The sequence below is a fragment of the Clostridium subterminale genome, assembly GCF_039521425.1.
Taxonomy (GTDB): Bacteria; Bacillota; Clostridia; order Clostridiales; family Clostridiaceae; genus Clostridium_J; species Clostridium_J subterminale.
Map to the genome: position 1 here is coordinate 189,287 of NZ_BAAACI010000007.1, position 19,513 is coordinate 208,799.

General features: G+C 29.1%; 13 protein-coding genes. 1 reads left to right on the forward strand and 12 read right to left on the reverse strand.

All coding sequences use genetic code 11. The features are described 5' to 3' along the window. Nucleotides 1–321: 321 nt before the first annotated feature. The 12 genes from ABDZ93_RS14610 to ABDZ93_RS14665 form a co-directional block, all read right to left on the reverse strand. Nucleotides 322–777 (reverse strand): hypothetical protein, encoded by a 456-nt coding sequence (locus ABDZ93_RS14610; protein ID WP_343827183.1) that lies wholly within the window; start codon nt 775–777, stop codon nt 322–324. Nucleotides 778–859: 82 nt separating this feature from the next. Further along, on the reverse strand, nt 860–1,243 hold the full coding sequence (locus ABDZ93_RS14615) for a hypothetical protein (protein ID WP_343827184.1): 384 nt from the start codon (nt 1,241–1,243) through the stop codon (nt 860–862). Nucleotides 1,244–1,408: 165 nt separating this feature from the next. Then, on the reverse strand, nt 1,409–1,840 hold the full coding sequence (locus ABDZ93_RS14620; RefSeq protein ID WP_343827185.1) for a hypothetical protein: 432 nt from the start codon (nt 1,838–1,840) through the stop codon (nt 1,409–1,411). 424 nt (nt 1,841–2,264) lie between these two features. Beyond that, a complete protein-coding gene (locus ABDZ93_RS14625) occupies nt 2,265–2,648 on the reverse strand; it encodes a hypothetical protein (protein ID WP_343827186.1) in 384 nt (127 codons plus the stop codon). Nucleotides 2,649–2,968: 320 nt separating this feature from the next. Continuing rightward, the gene (locus ABDZ93_RS14630; protein WP_343827187.1) at nt 2,969–3,634 is read right to left on the reverse strand and encodes a hypothetical protein; all 666 of its coding nucleotides are present in this window, start codon (nt 3,632–3,634) and stop codon (nt 2,969–2,971) included. A 12-nt stretch (nt 3,635–3,646) separates the two neighbouring features. After that, nucleotides 3,647–4,660 carry an RHS repeat-associated core domain-containing protein gene (locus ABDZ93_RS14635; RefSeq protein WP_343827188.1) on the reverse strand — a complete coding sequence of 338 codons (1,014 nt, stop codon included), beginning with the start codon at nt 4,658–4,660 and terminating at the stop codon, nt 3,647–3,649. A gap of 341 nt (nt 4,661–5,001) precedes the next feature. Next, nucleotides 5,002–5,289, reverse strand: a complete 288-nt coding sequence (locus ABDZ93_RS14640; RefSeq protein ID WP_343827189.1) for a hypothetical protein — start codon at nt 5,287–5,289, stop codon at nt 5,002–5,004. A 248-nt stretch (nt 5,290–5,537) separates the two neighbouring features. Beyond that, a complete protein-coding gene (locus tag ABDZ93_RS14645; RefSeq protein ID WP_343827190.1) occupies nt 5,538–5,966 on the reverse strand; it encodes a hypothetical protein in 429 nt (142 codons plus the stop codon). A gap of 15 nt (nt 5,967–5,981) precedes the next feature. Next, the gene (locus tag ABDZ93_RS14650) at nt 5,982–7,766 is read right to left on the reverse strand and encodes an RHS repeat-associated core domain-containing protein (protein WP_486187760.1); all 1,785 of its coding nucleotides are present in this window, start codon (nt 7,764–7,766) and stop codon (nt 5,982–5,984) included. 380 nt (nt 7,767–8,146) lie between these two features. Continuing rightward, nucleotides 8,147–8,818, reverse strand: a complete 672-nt coding sequence (locus ABDZ93_RS14655) for a hypothetical protein (RefSeq protein WP_343827192.1) — start codon at nt 8,816–8,818, stop codon at nt 8,147–8,149. 12 nt (nt 8,819–8,830) lie between these two features. Beyond that, nucleotides 8,831–16,711 carry a LamG-like jellyroll fold domain-containing protein gene (locus ABDZ93_RS14660; RefSeq protein ID WP_343827193.1) on the reverse strand — a complete coding sequence of 2,627 codons (7,881 nt, stop codon included), beginning with the start codon at nt 16,709–16,711 and terminating at the stop codon, nt 8,831–8,833. Between the two features lie 242 nt (nt 16,712–16,953). Continuing rightward, entirely contained in the window at nt 16,954–17,400 is a 447-nt protein-coding gene (locus ABDZ93_RS14665) for a hypothetical protein (protein WP_343827194.1), read from the reverse strand. Between the two features lie 271 nt (nt 17,401–17,671). Between ABDZ93_RS14665 and ABDZ93_RS14670 the strand changes: the two genes are divergently transcribed. After that, complete coding sequence (locus tag ABDZ93_RS14670; protein ID WP_343827195.1) at nt 17,672–19,297, forward strand: Na/Pi cotransporter family protein; 1,626 nt, start codon at nt 17,672–17,674, stop codon at nt 19,295–19,297. Nucleotides 19,298–19,513 lie beyond the last annotated feature (216 nt).

Sequence of the window (19,513 nt, forward strand, 5' to 3'; positions counted from 1 at the left end):
GTGCCAAAGCATTGCCAGGAATAGTCCACCAAAAAGCTGGGATTAATGAAGGATCCTTCTTAACATGTGGGTTATCTGCTCTCCCATCGTATCCCTTTCCAAGGCCTACTTCCCATACTTAAGTTTCATTTCTTCATGAAATGCTCTTTTTCCTTCTATATAATTTACTAACAACTAATATCATATATTATCGAAAAATAATAGTTGTTCCATTTGCTTGGAACAACTACCCCCTTTTTAGGTATTTACTTTTAATTTTACAAGTTACTTATTTTTATACTTATGTCTACCAACCACGACTATTAATAATTTTCAACATAATTAACTATCTTGAAATACAGTAATATATAATGATTCATCATCTTCAATTATATCTACAACTATATTCATATCAGGGAATCTTTCATTAAAACCTAAAGTCCAAATTTTTTTTAATATATTTCCTAGTGCTTGTATTTGTTCATTTATATTTTTATCTTCAAAATCTGTATTCATATGAAAAAATTCTTTAATTTCATATGAATTAATAGCCTTCTCTAAAGTTTTTTTATCATTACACACAACTTTCCATTGTTCATACCTTTCGCTTGAAAAGTTATCCTTTATAAAGATACAGTTGTCTATCTCAATTATTTCGGGGTAGAAAAACTTAGCGAATCCCAGTGCAATTTGAATATCTGACTTCATATTTACATAATTCCACCATGAAAAACTTTTAGGATTAGCCTTTTGCCATACAATATATTCTTCAATTATTTTATCTTCGAATAATTCCATCTTTTCACTTCCTATCCCATTTTATTATTTCCTATTAAATTCATAACAATAAAGTCCATTTAACTCTTTTAACGAACCTTAATTACTTATCTCTAAATTTATTGTTTTTATATTTATAGAATCCTAAACTATATACAGTTGTTATGAGACTTAAAAATAGGATCGCCATTAAAGTTACAAATATGGGCTTGTATCTATAAGAAATATCCTGGTATTTATTTTGTACAGTTACTGCAACTACTAATATAATTACTAGTATTGCAGCTTGTATGGTCATAACTAATAAATATATTCGTTCTTTTTTATCACCTTTATACTTAAAAACAAATATAAATAAGTATAAAATAATCAATAGTAATATAGCAAAAAGCATTGGCTGTGGTATATCATCTATGCCCATAATCCTAATAAATGCCATTATTATAAGAATTATTATAGTAGCTAAAATATTTTTCTTGCTTATCATATAAATTTCCTACTTTCTCAATTTTATGGTATTGCAATTCCTGGCCACTCTATTGCATAATAGACTAAATTGCTCAGCGTCATTTAGTCTCAACCCTACAAAACCACTATATTCATAATATTTATTCATAAACTATTTTTATAATAAATTAAATGATTATATAGTTTATTCCTGATTTTTAAAATATTCGATGTTTTGCTTAGTTGCAAGATTTTTAATATCATTATAGAATTGTTCACTCTCTATATTAACTATATTAAACTTATAATTATCTGTTGATGTTTTTATGTACATGTATTTTACACACCCTTGAATCCTGCTCCCCGTAAAAGAATTGCCAATTTCTATTTCTACTATATTTTCTAATGGAATTTGTGTCTTTTTTATAAATGATTTATAGAGCACAATTTCTTCATCAGATATTACTAATTTATAATTATTATACCGTGCAATTAGAATTGGTACTGTTGCTGTTATGCTACTAATAATAGCAACTATCTTGGAAATATTTATTGTGTTAACAAGAATTATAGTTCCAATAATGTCTATTATAATCCAAATAACTATCTCTCTAATAACTGAATATTTCCTGTTCATATATCTTAATTCCCCCCACCTTTGACTTTATATTAAACTACAATTTACTTCATACTTCTCATACAAGCTAAAAACTCTGTTATTCTACACAAATTCCATTAGTTAATTCTTTATAAAATACATCATTTCCTTCTAGGGTATATGTAAGTTTAATATCAAAATTCAGGGATTTAGTTATTAAAACCCACTTATACTATTTAAGGTAAATTTACATAGAAATACTTTTAAATCTTTAAATCTTTTTATATAAAACTAAGATAATAAATTAATTCCATTATATATAGAATAAAGAAATTTATAATATATTAGGTATACCGAAATTTACTTTCTAATTTTTTATTTAATATAAGTAATTCTAGATTATAACCATATCTTTAATAATATCCTTCTTATATATCATATATAAGTTTTAATTATAGAATATCTAATTTCGATATTTTTTTATAATTATCATTGATATAATAATTATACCTAAAAGTGATAATATAATAATCATTAATAATATTAACAACAATACTTTATATTCTTCTACATTTTGTGGAAAGTAACTTAAAAATATAATTGCTATTATAGTACTAACAATCGCAACTGCGAATAAAATTGAAAATACTATATAACAAACCTTCTCTCCTCCTGTTAATTTTTTATTAAGCATCCCAATTAAAAACATAGCGTATGAAGCTGCTAATAAACCTATGATAATTGGTACTGGTATATTCTCTATTCCTAAACTTCCAAGTATAATCTTCGATATAATAAAGACAGCTATTCCTACTACTGCATATGTACCTTTATTATTGAAATTCATCTTTCAACTCTCCTTATATTACTCTAATCAAACTTCTTAATTATCTCTGTAACTCCCCATTTAACAACTTCTGTACCTATTACAATACCTAAACCTACACTAGCACCATATACCCATACTCCAATTTTAAAGATATAAAAATAATAAAGGTAAAGTTCATAAAATTTTCTATGTTCTTTACCTTTATGTAATATATTATTTATTTCTTTACCATATTAGTTTTCTTTGCAATAATTAAAAATATTACTACTCCCAAAATTGCTGCAGAAATCCCACTACGCATTATAAACCTCCTAAAAACGCTCCCGAACTTTATTAATTTAATATGTTTTGGGGAATTTTTTATCCTTAACACTATACAAATAGTTAGATATTGCTATTATATAAACAATACTTAAACATACAGTAACTCCTATCAAAAAAATACCTGAAATAAACTCATTTCCATTACCTTCTTCAATTATTATTGGACTAGAGTCTATAACTTTAGCAATTGTTAATAATATTGCAGTTACAATTAATGAAACACTTAAATCTCTCTTTATATATCTTCCATGGGTACCTTTTTTAACACTGCTAATATAGTCTTCATTTTTTACTATTATTCTTTTGTAGAAAATATATAAATTTACTAATATATAGTTTGAAAATATTATTATTTTTGTAACTGTGCTTTCTAATGTTAAACAATTTACTGCAAGGAGATATAATGATAGTGCTACTAGAATTCCTTGTATTGGAATTAAAATATAATCACTTTTATATATTCTTTTCTTATTAAAGTTTAATATTATAGTTATTACATTTAGTATTAAAGTAAGTACTAATAATACTGGGGCTATTCTATGGTACACTTCATCATCACTACTTAACATCAAATTAAAAAATATACTTCCTACCATAAGTCCTATTGAAATAAAAATATTTAATTTCTTTAAATCTCTAATTTCCATCTCATCTACTTGTTTAATTTTAGCTGATTTCATTTTTTCCTCCTTCTAAAACCCTGATATAACTGAGTTCTTTAGATTGGTTATTTTATTTTCTAACAAACTTGATGCTCCATAACTAATACTAGCTGCTAAAAGAGCAGTCCCCCATAATGGAGCTGTTATTCCAAGGTAAGCTACTCCAATTGCTATCAATGCTGCTGTTGCTGTCCCTATTGCTATATCTGCTAAAGTATCCACTGACCATCCTATTGCAGCATGTTTAATATTCCCGTCATACTCTGTATAATTATTAACCCCATTGGCTATCATTCCAACTGCAACAATTCCTTTTGCTGCTCCTTTAAATCCTTTTCCTTTCAAATTAAAGCTACCTTTAAATCCATCTATTGCCTCATCTAATACATAGCTACTTTTAGGAATAAATTTATCAGTCTTTCCAGGTCCATATGTCATTACTTTTCCCCTATGTGCTTTAGTTCCATTTTTAACAACACGAACTCCTCCTAGAGCCGATTTTCCTCCAAAGTAACCGCCATATGCAGCAGCTGCTGCTCCTATATAGTCTTGTGAGCTTTTATAACTTATTGCACTACTAGAAGTAGCTCCTTCTGTAATACAACCGGAACGTAATCCATTATCATCTCTTCTATTTACAGGACTATTTAAACAATAAGCAAACATATTATAACCAATGAATCCTTGTCCTGTAGATACTAACCCATCCGCATTCAAAAATCTTCCCCACTCAGGATTATAATATCTTGATTGTAAGTAGTAATATCCAGTCTCACTATCATATCTATACCCTCTATATCTATAAGGATTCTTTTCTCCTAAGGCTTTATCTCCTGTTATAGATATTAACTTACCCCAGGTATCATAGGTGTAAGAAACAACTTGAGTTCCATTAGAATCTAATATTCCTATAATATCAGTCTGTGAATTTCTTATATAAAAATATTCTGTACCATTTAAAGTGAAGCCTACTAAACCATTATCTCCATAATTGTAAACTAATTTATCTACTGTGCTTCCATTAGTTATTTCTTCATAAACCACATTATTTCCTTCTAGGATATATTTATAGTTTACTCCATCTACTGCCTTTCCTGTTCTTATTCCATCAATATTATAGTTATAATTAATGTTTTTACTATTTCCCGTTATGGATGTTAGCGTTCTTCCACCTTCCCATTTAAAGGTATATCCATCATAAGTTAATGGATTTCCTATAGCATCATAGGTTATTGTTTTTCCATTGTAAGAGATTAACTTATCCGATGACTTACTAGCTCTAAACCTCCAATAAATTAAATGAAGTTAAGAGCTAGTACATCCCTGGATAACGATTTCTAAGCTTCTGCGAGAGAAAACCATTCTCACAGAAGCTTAGAACTCTGTTAATCCTTCCAATTACTATCACCATAGCTATAATCTACAGCTTTAGTCGCTGATCCTAGTGTTGCGTTACTTGTTAGTGCATATTCTGCCGCCTTTAGAATGTTTCCGCTTTCATCATAGGTATAGGCTATAGTTTTATTAAGTTCTCCATTATCTTCTCTTACAACCTGTCCTAAACTATCATAATAATACTTTATCACTTTACCATTATTTACATTTTCAATTCTTCCTAAAGCATCATAGGTATATTTTATTTCGCTATTGCCATTTTTTATTGATGATACCATTGAAGTTGTTGAACCTTCATAACCAGCTTTGTATTCATATCTTGTATCATAAGTATAAGCAGCATCTAAGTTTAGTGTTCTAGATTTAGTTTTTCCTATAGAATCATAGCTATAAGATAAGCTTTTCTTAAATAACTTTTTCTTATCTTTAAATACTAAAATATCCTATAGAATAGATCTTTCAATCGATTACTCTATAGGACATATTTAAGTTTGTCTATCTATTCACATGTTTTTATAAGTTTATTTTATGACCACATAATACCTAGTACCATCATTAATATCAATAATATTATTGATATTATGCTACACACTATTGCAAGGTTCATACTCTTTCTATCTACTACTTTTCTACCCTTAATCAATAAAATTATAATAAAGGCTATTATTAATACAGAAATTGATAATGGTATAAACCAACTCCCAGAAACGTTACCATAATTTCCTTTATAAAATATCCCTATTATTAACATTAATATGGCTACTATATACATCATACTATCATAAGTTAAACTTTTAGATCTCTTGTATAGCTTACATATCTCATAAAGACTAATAACTATTAAAATAATAAACAAAGCTATAATAATCTTTGAATCTTTAAATAAGTTATACAATACTAATCCTAACATAACTAAGATTATTCCTGAGCTTGTTTTCATTCCATTTTCTTTCACAGATTTTCCTTCTTCCTAATTGCTTATTTTTTCTTTATAATAATCTGCAGCTATACCTATTGCAGCTCCAACTACTATAACTGAAACTACTGGTGCTGATAATGCGGTTGCTGCAATTCCTAAAATACAACCTAATCCGAATGCTACTCCATCAATCATACTTCTCTTAAATGCTATATCAGCATTATAATTCATATTATTATCCCAAATACTCGTCATTGTAGTACCAACCGAAATAGCTCCAATTCCCCATTTTCCAGCTTTATTTGCTACTTTTAATGCTTTTGGTGTGTGCTTAAATGTCTGTACATTAATTCCTCCTAATGATAAATTTACAGGTTTATATGATTTAGCTACACTCTTTTTATAAGCTTTGGCTATTGCATTTCCTATATAATAATCTCCAGTACCCTCTATTAATTTTCTACTGTAATAAATAACTTGGTTAATTTTAGCTGCATTAGACTCATTTTTCCAAGTAGTAGCTCCATCTACAGCTGAACTACATACAAATCCATTATCATCTTTATTTGACGCTGGACTATTTAAACAATAAGCAAACATATTATAACCAATGAATCCTTGTCCTGTAGATACTAACCCATCCGCATTCAAGAATCTTCCCCACTCAGGATTATAATATCTTGATTGTAAGTAGTAATATTCAGTCTCTGTATCATATCTATACCCTCTATATCTATAAGGATTTTTTTCTCCTAAGACCTTATCTCCTGTTATAGATATTAACTTACCCCAGGTGTCATAGGTGTAAGAAACAACTTGAGTTCCATTGGGATCTAGTATTCCTATGATATCACTCTGTGCATTTCTAACATAAAAGTATTCTGTACCATTTAGCGTAAATCCTACTAAACCACTATCTCCATAATTGTAAACTAATTTATCTACTGTACTTCCATTAATTATTTCTTCATAAACCACATTATTTCCTTCTAGGATATATTTATAGTTTACTCCATCTACTGCCTTTCCTGTTCTTATTCCATCAATATTATAGTTATAATTAATATTTTTACTATTTCCTGTAATAGAAGATAATGTTCTTCCACCTTCCCATTTAAAGGTATATCCATCATAGGTTAGTGGATTTCCTATAGCATCATAGGTTATTGCTTTTCCATTGTAAGAAGTCAGCTTATCCTTCCAATTACTATCACCATAGCTATAATCTACAGTTTTTGTTGATGCTCCTAACTGTGGAGTGGTTGCTAATGGATATTCTGTAACCTTTAGAATGTTTCCACTTTCATCATAGGTATAAACTATAGTTTTATTAAGTTCTCCATTATCTTCTCTTACAACTTGTCCTAAATTATCATAATAATATTTTATTATCTTACCATTATCTACAGTTTCAATTCTTCCTGATTTATCATAGGTATATTTTATTTCACTGTTACCATTTTTAATGGATGATACCATTGAAGTTCCAGACCCTGCATAACCCTCTTTATATCCATATTGTGTATTGAAGATTTTGCTATTACCTAAGTTCAAGGCTTTAGATTTAGTTCTTCCTATAGTGTCATAGCTATAGCCTAAACTTTTTCCTGAAGGTAATGCTACTTTAGTAGTTTTTCCATCTTTATCAAATTCAAAGCTGGTGGAATATAGTTTTCCTTCTATATAGTTTTCTTTTTTACTGGTTTTATCAGTCTTATCATATTCATATTTAAACCAGTTTCCATTTGAATCCTCTGTTTTTACTAATCTATCTGCTAAATCATAGGTATATTTATTAGTAATTCCACTTTCTAAATCTACGCTATTATTACTTATCTCATCATTTCACAATTCTAATTACACAGCTTTTTATGTTCTTTCACCTTCAAACCTTGATATGATTGTCATTATACATTCTAGGTCAAAATCAAATTTTATAAATAATATTACTTTTTTATCCTTACTTCAATTAATTTTATTTATTAGAAATTATATATAAATATCTATTTTAATATACTCATATTCTAATCTTAAAAATGTATAAATAATAAAGGTAAGGAATATAGAATGTTCTATGTTCCTTACCTTTATGTTATATATTATTTATCCTTTATCATATTAGTTTTCTTTGCAACAATTAAAAATATTATTAATCCAAAAATTGCTGCAAAAACTCCATTACGCATTTCAAGCCTCCTAAATATACTATTTAAATTTTATTTACTTAATTTTTGGAATGATTTTTTATTCTTTATATTATATAAATAATTAGATATTGCTGTAATGTATAATATGCTAAAGCATATTGTAACACCTATCCCTATAATACTTACAATAAATAGTTTTAATTCTCCTTTTTCAATTATAATTGGACTTGAATCTAGCATCTTAGCAATTGTTATTATTATCGCAGATATAATTAAAGATAAAACTAAATCTTTTTTAATATATTTTATATGAGTACCCTCACTTACACTAGTAATATAAGCTTTATCTTTTACTATTATTCTCTTATAAAAAAAACATAAATTTACAAATAGATAATTAAAAAATATCAATACTTTTGTAACTATACTTTGAGGCATTAGTTGATTTACACAAACTAAATAAATAGATAGCAATGCTACAATTCCATGTATTGATCCAAATATATGATACGTCATATATATTCTTTCTTCATTTAGGCTTAATATTAACATTACTATACCTAATATTATAGATAATCCTATTAATATTGGCGATATATTAGAATACACCTCTTTATCCATTAGTAATGCTCCATTAAAAAGTAAACTTGCTATCATAAATGCTATAGAAACAAAAATACTTAATTTTTTTAAATCTTTAATTTCCATCTCATCTGCTTGTTTAATTTTAGCTGATTTCATTTTCTCCTCCTTCTAACTTCCCGATATTATTGAAAATTTTATCTTTTCTACCGTCTTATTCAATAACAGACTTCCTCCCACTGCTAATACACCAACTGCAATACCAGTGGCCCAAACAGGCGCTGTTATTCCTATTGCCGTCACTGCAAATGCCACAATTCCTGTAGCCGCTACACCTATTAATACACCTGCTAAAGAATCTACTGCCCACCCTATTGCAGCGTGTTTAATATTTCCATCATATTCTATATAATTACTAGCAGCACTTGCTGCTAGTCCAACTGCAGCAAATCCTTTTATAGAACCTCTAAATGCATCTATTGTCTCACTTAATATATATTTACTTTTGCCGATAAAAGCATCAGTAATCCCAGCTCCGTAGCTCATTACTTTTCCGCTATGCGCCTTAGTTCCATTTTTAACAACACGAATACCTCCTTTACCAAGATTGATTCCAAAATCATAGACGGCCTGTCCCCAGAATGATCCTGATTTTATTCCATCTCTCACTCCCTTGGTATCTTTAGTACCAACCCCCTCAGTGATTGAACTACAAAGGAATCCATTGTCATCTTTATTAGATGATGGATTATTTAAACAGTAAATAAACACATTATAGGATAATAATCCTTGTCCTGTAGATACCAACGCATCCGTATTCAAGAATCTTCCCCACTCAGGATTATAATATCTTGATTGTAAGTAGTAATATCCAGTCTCGTTATCATATCTATATCCTCTATATCTATAAGGATTCTTTTCTCCTAATGCTTTATCTCCTGTTATAGATATTAACTTACCCCAGGTATCGTAGGTATAAGAAACAACTTGTTTTCCAATAGAGTTTATTATTCCTATAATATCACCTTGAGCATTTCTAACATAAAAATATTGTTCAGTGTCATTTAGCACGAAGCCTACAAGTCCTTTATCTCCATAGTTATATAGAATTTTGTCTACATTACTTCCATTAGTTATTTCTTCATATACTACGTTACTTCCTTCTAATGTATATTTATAGTTTACTCCATTTACTGTTTTTTCTGTTCTTATTCCATCACTATTATACTTATAACTAATGTTCTTATCATTTCCTGTAATAGAGGATAGTGTTCTTCCGCCTTCCCATTTAAAGTTGTATCCATCATAGGTTAATGGATTTCCTATGGCATCATAGGTTATGGCTTTTCCATTGTAAGAAGTCAGCTTATCCTTCCAATTACTATCACCATAGCTATAATCTACAGTTTTTGTTGATGCTCCTACCTGTTGAGTGGTTGCTAATGGATATTCTGTAACCTTTAGAATGTTTCCACTTTGATCATAGGTATAAACTATGGTTTTATTAAGTTCTCCATTATCTTCTCTTACAACTTGTCCTAAATTATCATAGTAATATTTTATTACCTTACCATTATCTACAGTTTCAATTCTTCCTAAGTCATCATAGGTATATTTTATTTCGCTATTACCATTTTTTATTGATGATACCATTGAAGTTGTTGACCCTGCATAACCATCTTTATATTCATATCTTGTATCATAAGTATAAGCAGAATCTAAGTTTAATGTTCTTGATTTAGTTCTTCCTATAGAGTCATAAATATAAAAATAAGTTTTTCCTGAAGGTAATATTACATTTTCAGTTTTTCCGTCTTTATCAAAATTAAAGCTTGTGGAATATGATTTCCCTCCTATATGATTTTCTTTCTTACTGGTTTTATCAGTCTTATCATAATCATATTTAAACCAGTTTCCATTGGAATCCTCTGTTTTTACTAGTCTGTCTGCTAAGTCATAAGTATATTTATTAGTAATTCCACTTTTTAAATCCTGAGATATAGCTAAATTTCCTGAATTATCATAGGTATATTTTGAAGCTGTCTTACCATCTAAGGTTTTACTAGTTACCCTATTTAAATTATCATAAGCAAAGGCTACTGTATTGCCGTTTCCATAGGTAGCATTTTTTAATAATCCTGATATATTATCATAGTTATTAGTTATAAGGGTACTGTTTCCTACTGCTACAGATTTTTGATTTCCATTTCCATCATAGACAAAGTTATAGCTTGCGCTATTACTAGAAACATTTGATAGCCTATCATTATTATAAGTGTAATTGTTTTGTCCAATCTTATCAACTATTTTTCCTCTACCCTTAGTATACATTTCCTTTATAGTATTATCATCGTAACACTTGCTTGAAAGAATTAATTCATCTAATCCTCCCTCTATTGAATAACCACTTGAATGTTGTCCCATGGTTATTGTAGAACCTGAGAAATCCATATAATTACTTATAGTTTTGCTTTGCTTGGTTCCATTAAAATACATGTTAAATGTAAGTGAATTGTTACTTTTACTCCAGGACACCGTTAACATATGCCACTGATTTGTGGCTATTGGTGTAGTAGAGCTAAAAATATCCATCCAGTTTGTACCACCATCTCTGATTGCTAATTTAAGCTTATTATCTGCCGTTAGATATGATGTAATCAGTGCATTATTCTTGTTCGTTCCTGAAAATACATATCTTACATCTGTACCATTAGCTGGATTAAACCAAAGATTAATTGTACCTGAACTATCACGTAGCCCTGTATTATAAGCTGCATATCTACCTTCTGTGACTTGCATAGTTAAATCATTAGCTGAATCATATTTACCCTTATCTTTAATTGCTTTAAGTCCATTAATTCCAGATGTGTTTCCTCTTAAAGGAAGATATTCATCCCAATCTTCATAATATCCATAACTTTTAGCTTTTACCTTATTGTAATGAGCCTTTAATTTAGCTATATCCTCTAATTCTGATGAACAACGTAGCTCTTCTATTTCGCCATTTAAAGAATCTTCATTAGACTGAGATGATCCTACCGTTGTAAATCCTCCAGAGAAATCTAGTAGTCCTCCAGTAAATGTATTGCTCTTAACCTCATCATCCACAACTAGTGTAGCTTTTAAACCTGCCTTTGTATTTTCCCACTGAACTGTTGTGGCATATAAGTTATTTTGTGTAATACTTTTAGTTGAAGTAATTATTTCCTTCCAAGCTGCACCGCTATCTCTAACTCCTAAGCATAGCTTATTACTTCCATTTAAGTATAGTGCTAAAAGTCCTCCATTTGTAGATGTTGTATGAAGTATATATCTAGTAGTTCCACCTCCATAAGGCTTAAACTTCATTGAGATAGTTCCTTTATTTTTACTAAGTCCAAGGTTATATAGAGGTGCTTTGCCATCCTGTGCTTTAAAGGTGTAATGACCGCTAACATCTTTTATAAAATTATTTGAATCTCTAAGGGGCTTACTTCCTAAATCTCCACCACTATTACCGTTGATAAGAAAAGTTTCAGCTTTCATTGGATTTCCATACTGCTTGTATCCAGTTGTATTTACTAATTTATCTGTTTCATCATAGCCATAATAAGTAGAAACTCCATCCGGATTAATAGTTATATCTAAATTATCTTTAGATTCACTATATACATTTAATATTTCCTTCCCACTGGTATCTATAGTTCTCTTTGCATATCCTCCCGTATCACTTGAAATATTACTGCTTTCCATAAACAATCCACTGCCAGATATCTTCGATGATACAGAATTACCGTAACTATCATAAGTAAAGGAGCTTACAACATTCTCACTTGTTGTCATCTTATTTAAATTTCTATTATTATCATATTCATATTTTGTTATGTTTCCCTTTGGATCTTTAACTTCTGTTAGTTTATCTTCACCATCATACTTGAAATCACTTTGTTGCTTTGCTAAGTCCTTAGTTGATATAATATTTCCCTTAGAGTCATATTGGTAACTATTGCCAAATTCTTCCTTGTATAATTGAAATCCATCAAAATAAGCTGTATTAGCATTTTTATAATAAAGTCCATATATTTTTATACTTGTATAGTCACTATCTGCTATAACCTTACCAGATACATATTGCCATGTAGACGAATCTCCATTAAATGGAATTACAGCCCACTGATACGTTCCATCAGTTCTTCTTATTCCTACATCTAAAGCAAAGTATCTTCCGCTAACATCAACTGGAAGGGATTCTCCTTTTGCCCAACCAGATGCTACAAAAACATCATCTTTCTTACCTGAAATATTTATAGTTTGATATATATTCTTATCTTTATTAGGATTACCTGGTATTTTATAAACAGCCTTTATTTTATCTAAACTTAAAGGATAAGTTGCGTCTGTAGAAATATCTAGACCCATACCATTTTCCCAATTGCTGGCATCCCAAAAGCTAGCACTTTTACCTCCATTTTCTGCAAAGTTGGCATTCTCCACTAGATTATATCTATTAGCAATTTCTCCATCTTCTACTTGTAGATTATCAAAGTATGCAGTCCCCGTTTCTTCAACTACTCCACATCTGATATATACAGTATTAGATACTGAATCTGCTGGCAGTGTAAATGTAACTGACTCTCTATTCCATCCAGTAGTTCCACTTATATGTTTAGATTCTATTGTTGAGTATGCCCCAGTATTATTCTGATAGTTTACAAATAAAGCAGCACCTTTTTTATTAGTATCACTTATTCCATCAGTGGATACATATCCTGAAAATGTATAAGTCTTACCCTTTTCTAAAGTAACAGCTTGACTATAAAATCTTCTACTAGTTTTATTTGTCATAGTTACCTTCAACGAGTTGCTTCCCATATTAGCTTTTGTAGTAGTAAATTCATTAGTGCCTGTAGAACCTGTCCAGTAATCATTTGCCCAATATTTATCCTTTAACTCACAATTATGGTTCATTAAATAATTACTACTTGTCTTTTGAACTTTAGATTCTAATTCTAGTCTATTTCTAGCTTTATCTTCACTATTATATTTATAGTATTGTGCACTTCCATTAGAATCTTTAATAGATACTGTGTTTCCCAAATTATTAAATTGATAAGTATTGGTTCTACCCTTAACATCCTTTATTTCAGTTTCATTATAACTGTATTTAAAGGTTAGACTTTGCCCCTGTGTCCCAGCTGAATCTACATAAGTGGCAGTTTTAACTCTTGAAGTAGAACCTCCATAATAGGTATAAAGCAATTTAGCACCATCTAAACTTTTAATAGAAGATAAATTGTTATTACTTTCATAAGTATAATAAGATGATTTACCATCTGAATAAGTTATTCTACTTAATTGTATTCCATTATAAGCATAGCTAGTTTTTCTTCCTGCTGGATCAGTTATGCCAATTAATGTTCCGCCTGATGTATATTGTAAAGTAGTAATTCTTCCTAAACTATCCTGTACACCAGATATTGTAACTCCCTCATAAAGTATAGTGTTAGTGTTATTATTAGTGTCTGTTATAGTTTTAAGATAACCACCAGGAACAAAATATAATTTATTTCTATCTTTATCCGTAATCATATAGCTTCCATCACTATTTTTAGTGAATTTAATACCTTCAAGACTTTCGCATTTATAATTTTTAGATGCTGAATCATAATAAAAATAATGATTAGTTCCATCACTATCAAAATATTTATAGTAAGTTGTACCATTTATTACTTCTTCAGTTATCCTTTGTTGAATGTTTAGTTTCCACCCTTTTCCGTATCCTATATCAGTATCTTTATCATTACTATTATAAACATGTTCAATTTTCAATGCTAGTCTACTATCTGATGCTGTATAATCATTATGGGTAAAAACAACATTACCATTATAGTCATTTATATATCCTATTCCACTTCTACCCATATCCTGTGAATGATATGTCCAATAGTTCTCCAATCCTGTATTATTAACATATTGAATTGATACTAATGGCCATCCAGCGCTATAGGCACTATGACAATCAGAAGATAAAAATGCCGTATTTCCAGATGCAGGATTATCTCTTTTTAACGCTATACCATAATTATTTCCTTCTGTATACCAACCTTTTACAGCTTTGGTGACATTCCAGGAATACCAACCATTCTTAACAGTTTGAATATCTAATATTCTACTTTCAACTTTAGGTTTAGTTTTCCATATTACTCCATTACTTTGTGTTGCAGCCCAGGGACTAGTAACAGTATATGCATTTATTTGACCATCAGCCCCACTATAGCTATTTTGCTTAAGTAATGCTAGTTCAGCATTTACTACCATATCGCCAGCATTTAATTTTGGTAATTTAGTAAACTTAACATATGTTTCTGTAGTTCCTATAGTTTGAACATTTCCAACCCTTAGAAATAAGTTGTTCCACTTATTCTCAGTATCTGTTGATGCTACGAAAGTATCTTCTATATAATTAGTATTAGTATCTGTTCTTACTATTGGGTCTACTGTAATTGGAAATTCTCTTTTATCATCATTAATCCATTCATTATTTGGAACTATTTCTAAGGTATATCCTCCTTCTTCCGCTTCTTTAAATATTAACTCAATATCCTCAGATATTTCTCCCTTTGCATCATACATAAAAGGCTTATCTAATTGGAATACTTCAGCTCCAGTCTCTATGTCTTCAAATATAACTATATTTCCTTCAACTCTAGGTTTTAGATTTTCTATATTCAAGTTAAACAAAATTGAAGGATTATCTATTTTTTCATTTAATATTATATTTTCCTTTACTGTTTTTCCTATCAATTTATACTCTAAGTCAATATTTTTGTAAATAGACTTAAATTCTACACTTGATTTAACATTAGGTAAAAACTTCTTATCAATTTCTTTTTTAATTTTGTCTTTTAAACTCTTATTATTAGCTGATCTTTTTACCCTTCTATTACTTCCTAGTTCTTTTTCTATCATTTCATCAATAACTTTGTTTATATCTGTATTTTCTACTGCTGCTTTACTTAGCTTGTTTATATTTTTTATTTTTTTATCTTTATTTAATTTCTTATCAACTTTCTTCTCATTCTTTTCACTACTATTAGATTTTTTTTCATCTTCATTAGCACCTTTATTGCTATTGTCTTTATTATCTCCTTTATTGTCTTTATTATCTCCTTTAGTGTCTTTACTTCCTTTTCCATCTTCATTTGAATCTTTTTTTTCTTCTTTTTCTTTATTATCTTCTTTTTCTTTATTATCCTCTACTTTTTCATTCTCATTATTTACAGTATTAGGTATTGTTGAATTTTTTGATGCATTGCCTACTAAATTAGTTTTTTCTTTTAATTTATTATTTTTACTATCAGTAGTTGAATTATCTATTTCATCATTTACCTTTTCATCTGTAGTTGGTTTTTCTGTCCCTCCACTATTTTTATCATCTGTGGTTGCCTTTTCTGTTTCATCCTTTGTTTTGTCATCTTTAGGTGTATTATCTATTTCTCCATCTTTCTTATCCTCTGTTGATGGTTTTTCACTTTCTTCACTTGGTTTATCATCTGCTGATGGTTTTTCTGTTTTCTCGCTTAACTTATCATCTGTAGACGTTTTTTCTTCTTCAACATCTTTGTCATTTTTAATTGGTTCTTCCTCTATTTTTGCTCCACTGCCGACACCTATATTCCACCATAGCTTGTACTTATCTTTTACTACAGCGATAAGTTCCTTATCACTGGCATTTTTACCTATCCTAACAGTGAATTCATTTTCTTTATTTTCATAATATGTTCCTTTATCTTCTAAAGCATTATTAATATCCACCCATTTACCATTATTTAAATAATGTACAGGATCCTCATATAATATCGCTTCATATGTTCCATCATCCTTTAAAAAGTATTTTGTATTCTCTTCTCTCTTCTCTTCAATCTCCCTAACTATTTCTGACTCATCATTTTGTTTAGTAGTTATTTCTTCTGTGTCATCCGTAGCACTTACCATAATTGCATTTATCGGTGTCATTGTTACCAATAATGTAATTATAAGTAATTTACATATTCTCTTGTAAAATTTTGTCATAATTATCCCCCCAAATACTTATTATATCTTTAATATTTCTATTTATTTCACTTTTTACCTTTTTATTCACATGTACTTTTAGGTACGAAAATGACCATTTCGTGTGCATTTATAGATATTTATTTAATATAATTAAATGTAAATTCTCCTCAATTTATTTTATATTTTAGTAATAAAAAAAAGCCAAGAACTAAATTCTCAGCTTTCTCTCTTCTAAAATATCTTTCAGAATTTTTATATAATTAATTAAGTCTTCTTCCAATTTCTTCGAGGCAAGCTTTTGCTTTGTTCATTATTGGAATTAACTTACCCTTTTTATCTTCTTTAATTTTACTAATACTTTTATCTAAATCTTCATACTTTCTTTCTATAATTCTTTTTGTAATGTCTGGATATTCCTTTAGTAACTCTACATCACTTTCATTTATATTATCATACATAACCATGTCATTTATGGCGTCTGCCACTCTATTAAATATATTTATTTTAACTAAGGTTGGTGAATCATCCTTTGCACGATTAAACTCCTTTTTTCTTACAAACCATGGTTCAGGAATATCTTTTTCAAGTTTATCAGCTTCACTTTCAAAAATAACTAGGTTTTTAATGCATTCCCTATGTTCGATCACATCAAAATATCCTAAATATTCAGTCTTTTTAACTTTTTTTATTATATCTTTAAATTCCATAAGCCCACTTCCTTTCTTATATTATATAATTCTAGACTTCTCTTAACATTCCTTCTATATTATACACATTATTTTTTACTAAAATACACAAAATAAGTTTATTGAATCTTTTTGGAATATATACTTTGTTAAGTTTAAGTTAACTTTAATTTAAATATTGTTAAAATAAAGAGTTTTGTATTACTATTAAGTTAATTTCATTGTATCTTTAATATTGTGTGTTTTAAATCAATATTATTCAAGTACATATTATTTACTGGAGGTTTACCATATGGAATCATTATTTTTAATCATTAACCTTTTAGGAGGTCTTGGAATTTTCCTATTTGGTATGAAAATCATGGGGGACGGTCTTGAAAACCTAGCCGGTGAAAAATTAAAGGGGATTTTTGATAAAATTACCTCTAATCCACTTAAAGGTGTAGCAACAGGTGCTATAGTTACTGCTATAATTCAAAGTAGTAGTGCTGTAACCGTTATGGTAGTTGGATTTGTTAATGCAGGTATTATGAACTTATCTCAAGCAGCTTATGTAATTATGGGTGCTAATATTGGAACTACTATAACAGCTCAATTAATTACCTTTGACTTTGATGCTATAATTCCTGTTTTTATTGCAATCGGTGCCTTTTTAGTATTATTTACTAAAAAGAAAAATCCTAAAGAATTAGGTCATATTATTTTAGGATTTGGTATTTTATTTTTAGGTCTTATTTTAATGTCTGATGCTATGGCTCCACTTAGAGAGTCACCAGTATTCACAAAACTTATTCTAAGCCTAAAAGGACATACATTCTTAAGTCTTTTCTTAGGAATAGGTATGACTGCTATAATTCAAAGTTCCTCTGCCGTTACTGGAATTTTAGTTGCTTTAGCTTCTGTTGGAAGTCTTCCAATTGATGTAGCTATACCAATGTTATATGGTACTAATATAGGTACTTGTGTTACTGCTCTAATATCTTGTTTAGGAACTACTAAAACTGCTAAGAAGGCGGCACTAATTCACCTGTCCTTCAATGTAATAGGTAGTATGATATTCCTAATCCCACCAATCTCTAATCTACTATTAAATGTAGTAACTACTATTACTCCTGGAGCAACTGGTGAAGTGGTATCACGACAAATTGCTAATGCACATACAATATTTAATGTAGTTAATACTATATTAATATTACCATTTACAAAGTACTTAGTAGCTTTAGTTAATTTCATACTTCCTGGAGAAGATGAAAAAGAAATTACTGGAGTTAAATATATAGATGATAGATTACTAGAAACACCTACTATAGCCTTTGGCCAAGCAACTAATGAAATCATTAGAATGGGTATCTTAGCCAAGGAAAATTTAGAATCTGCTTTAAAAGGCTTTACTGACAATAATCAAGATTCAATAGACAGAGTATATAAGAATGAAGCTTTAATAAACCTATTAGAAACAGATATAACTAGATATCTAGTTAAACTATCTAATTCTGATATTGGAGATGAGCAAAGAACTACTATAGCTGCATATTTTCATGTAGTTAATGATATAGAACGTATCGGAGACCATGCAGAAAATATTGCTGACTTAGCTAAAGATAAACTTTCTAAGAATGTTAAATTTTCTAAAGATGCCATTGAAGAACTTAAAGTAATGGTGAACACTTGTATAGAAGCATTAGACCACAGCATAGAATGTTTCTCTGATTATAGTGATAAAAAGGCTTTAGATGTACGAGGCTTAGAAGAGAAGATAGACTTATTAGAAAAAGATTTAAAGGTATCTCACATTAAAAGATTAAATAGCGGTTCATGTGATGCTATTGTTGGTACCATATTCTTAGATCTTATTAGTAACCTTGAAAGAGTAGGCGACCATGCTGTTAACATCGCTGAAATACTTTCACAAGCTTAGCCCAAAAAAATATTCTTATAAAAGCTATAATTTTAAGATTTTTAATCTTAGGATTATAGCTTTTTCTATTGTAGTGTATTTCCCTACATTTGTTAAATTCAAGTTAATTTTTCTTTATGCCATGTTAAATAGCTTAAAATTCTATTAACATTATGATTTTTATGTTGTATTTTAATTATAGGGATTATTCATACAATTTATAAAATTTAGAAACCA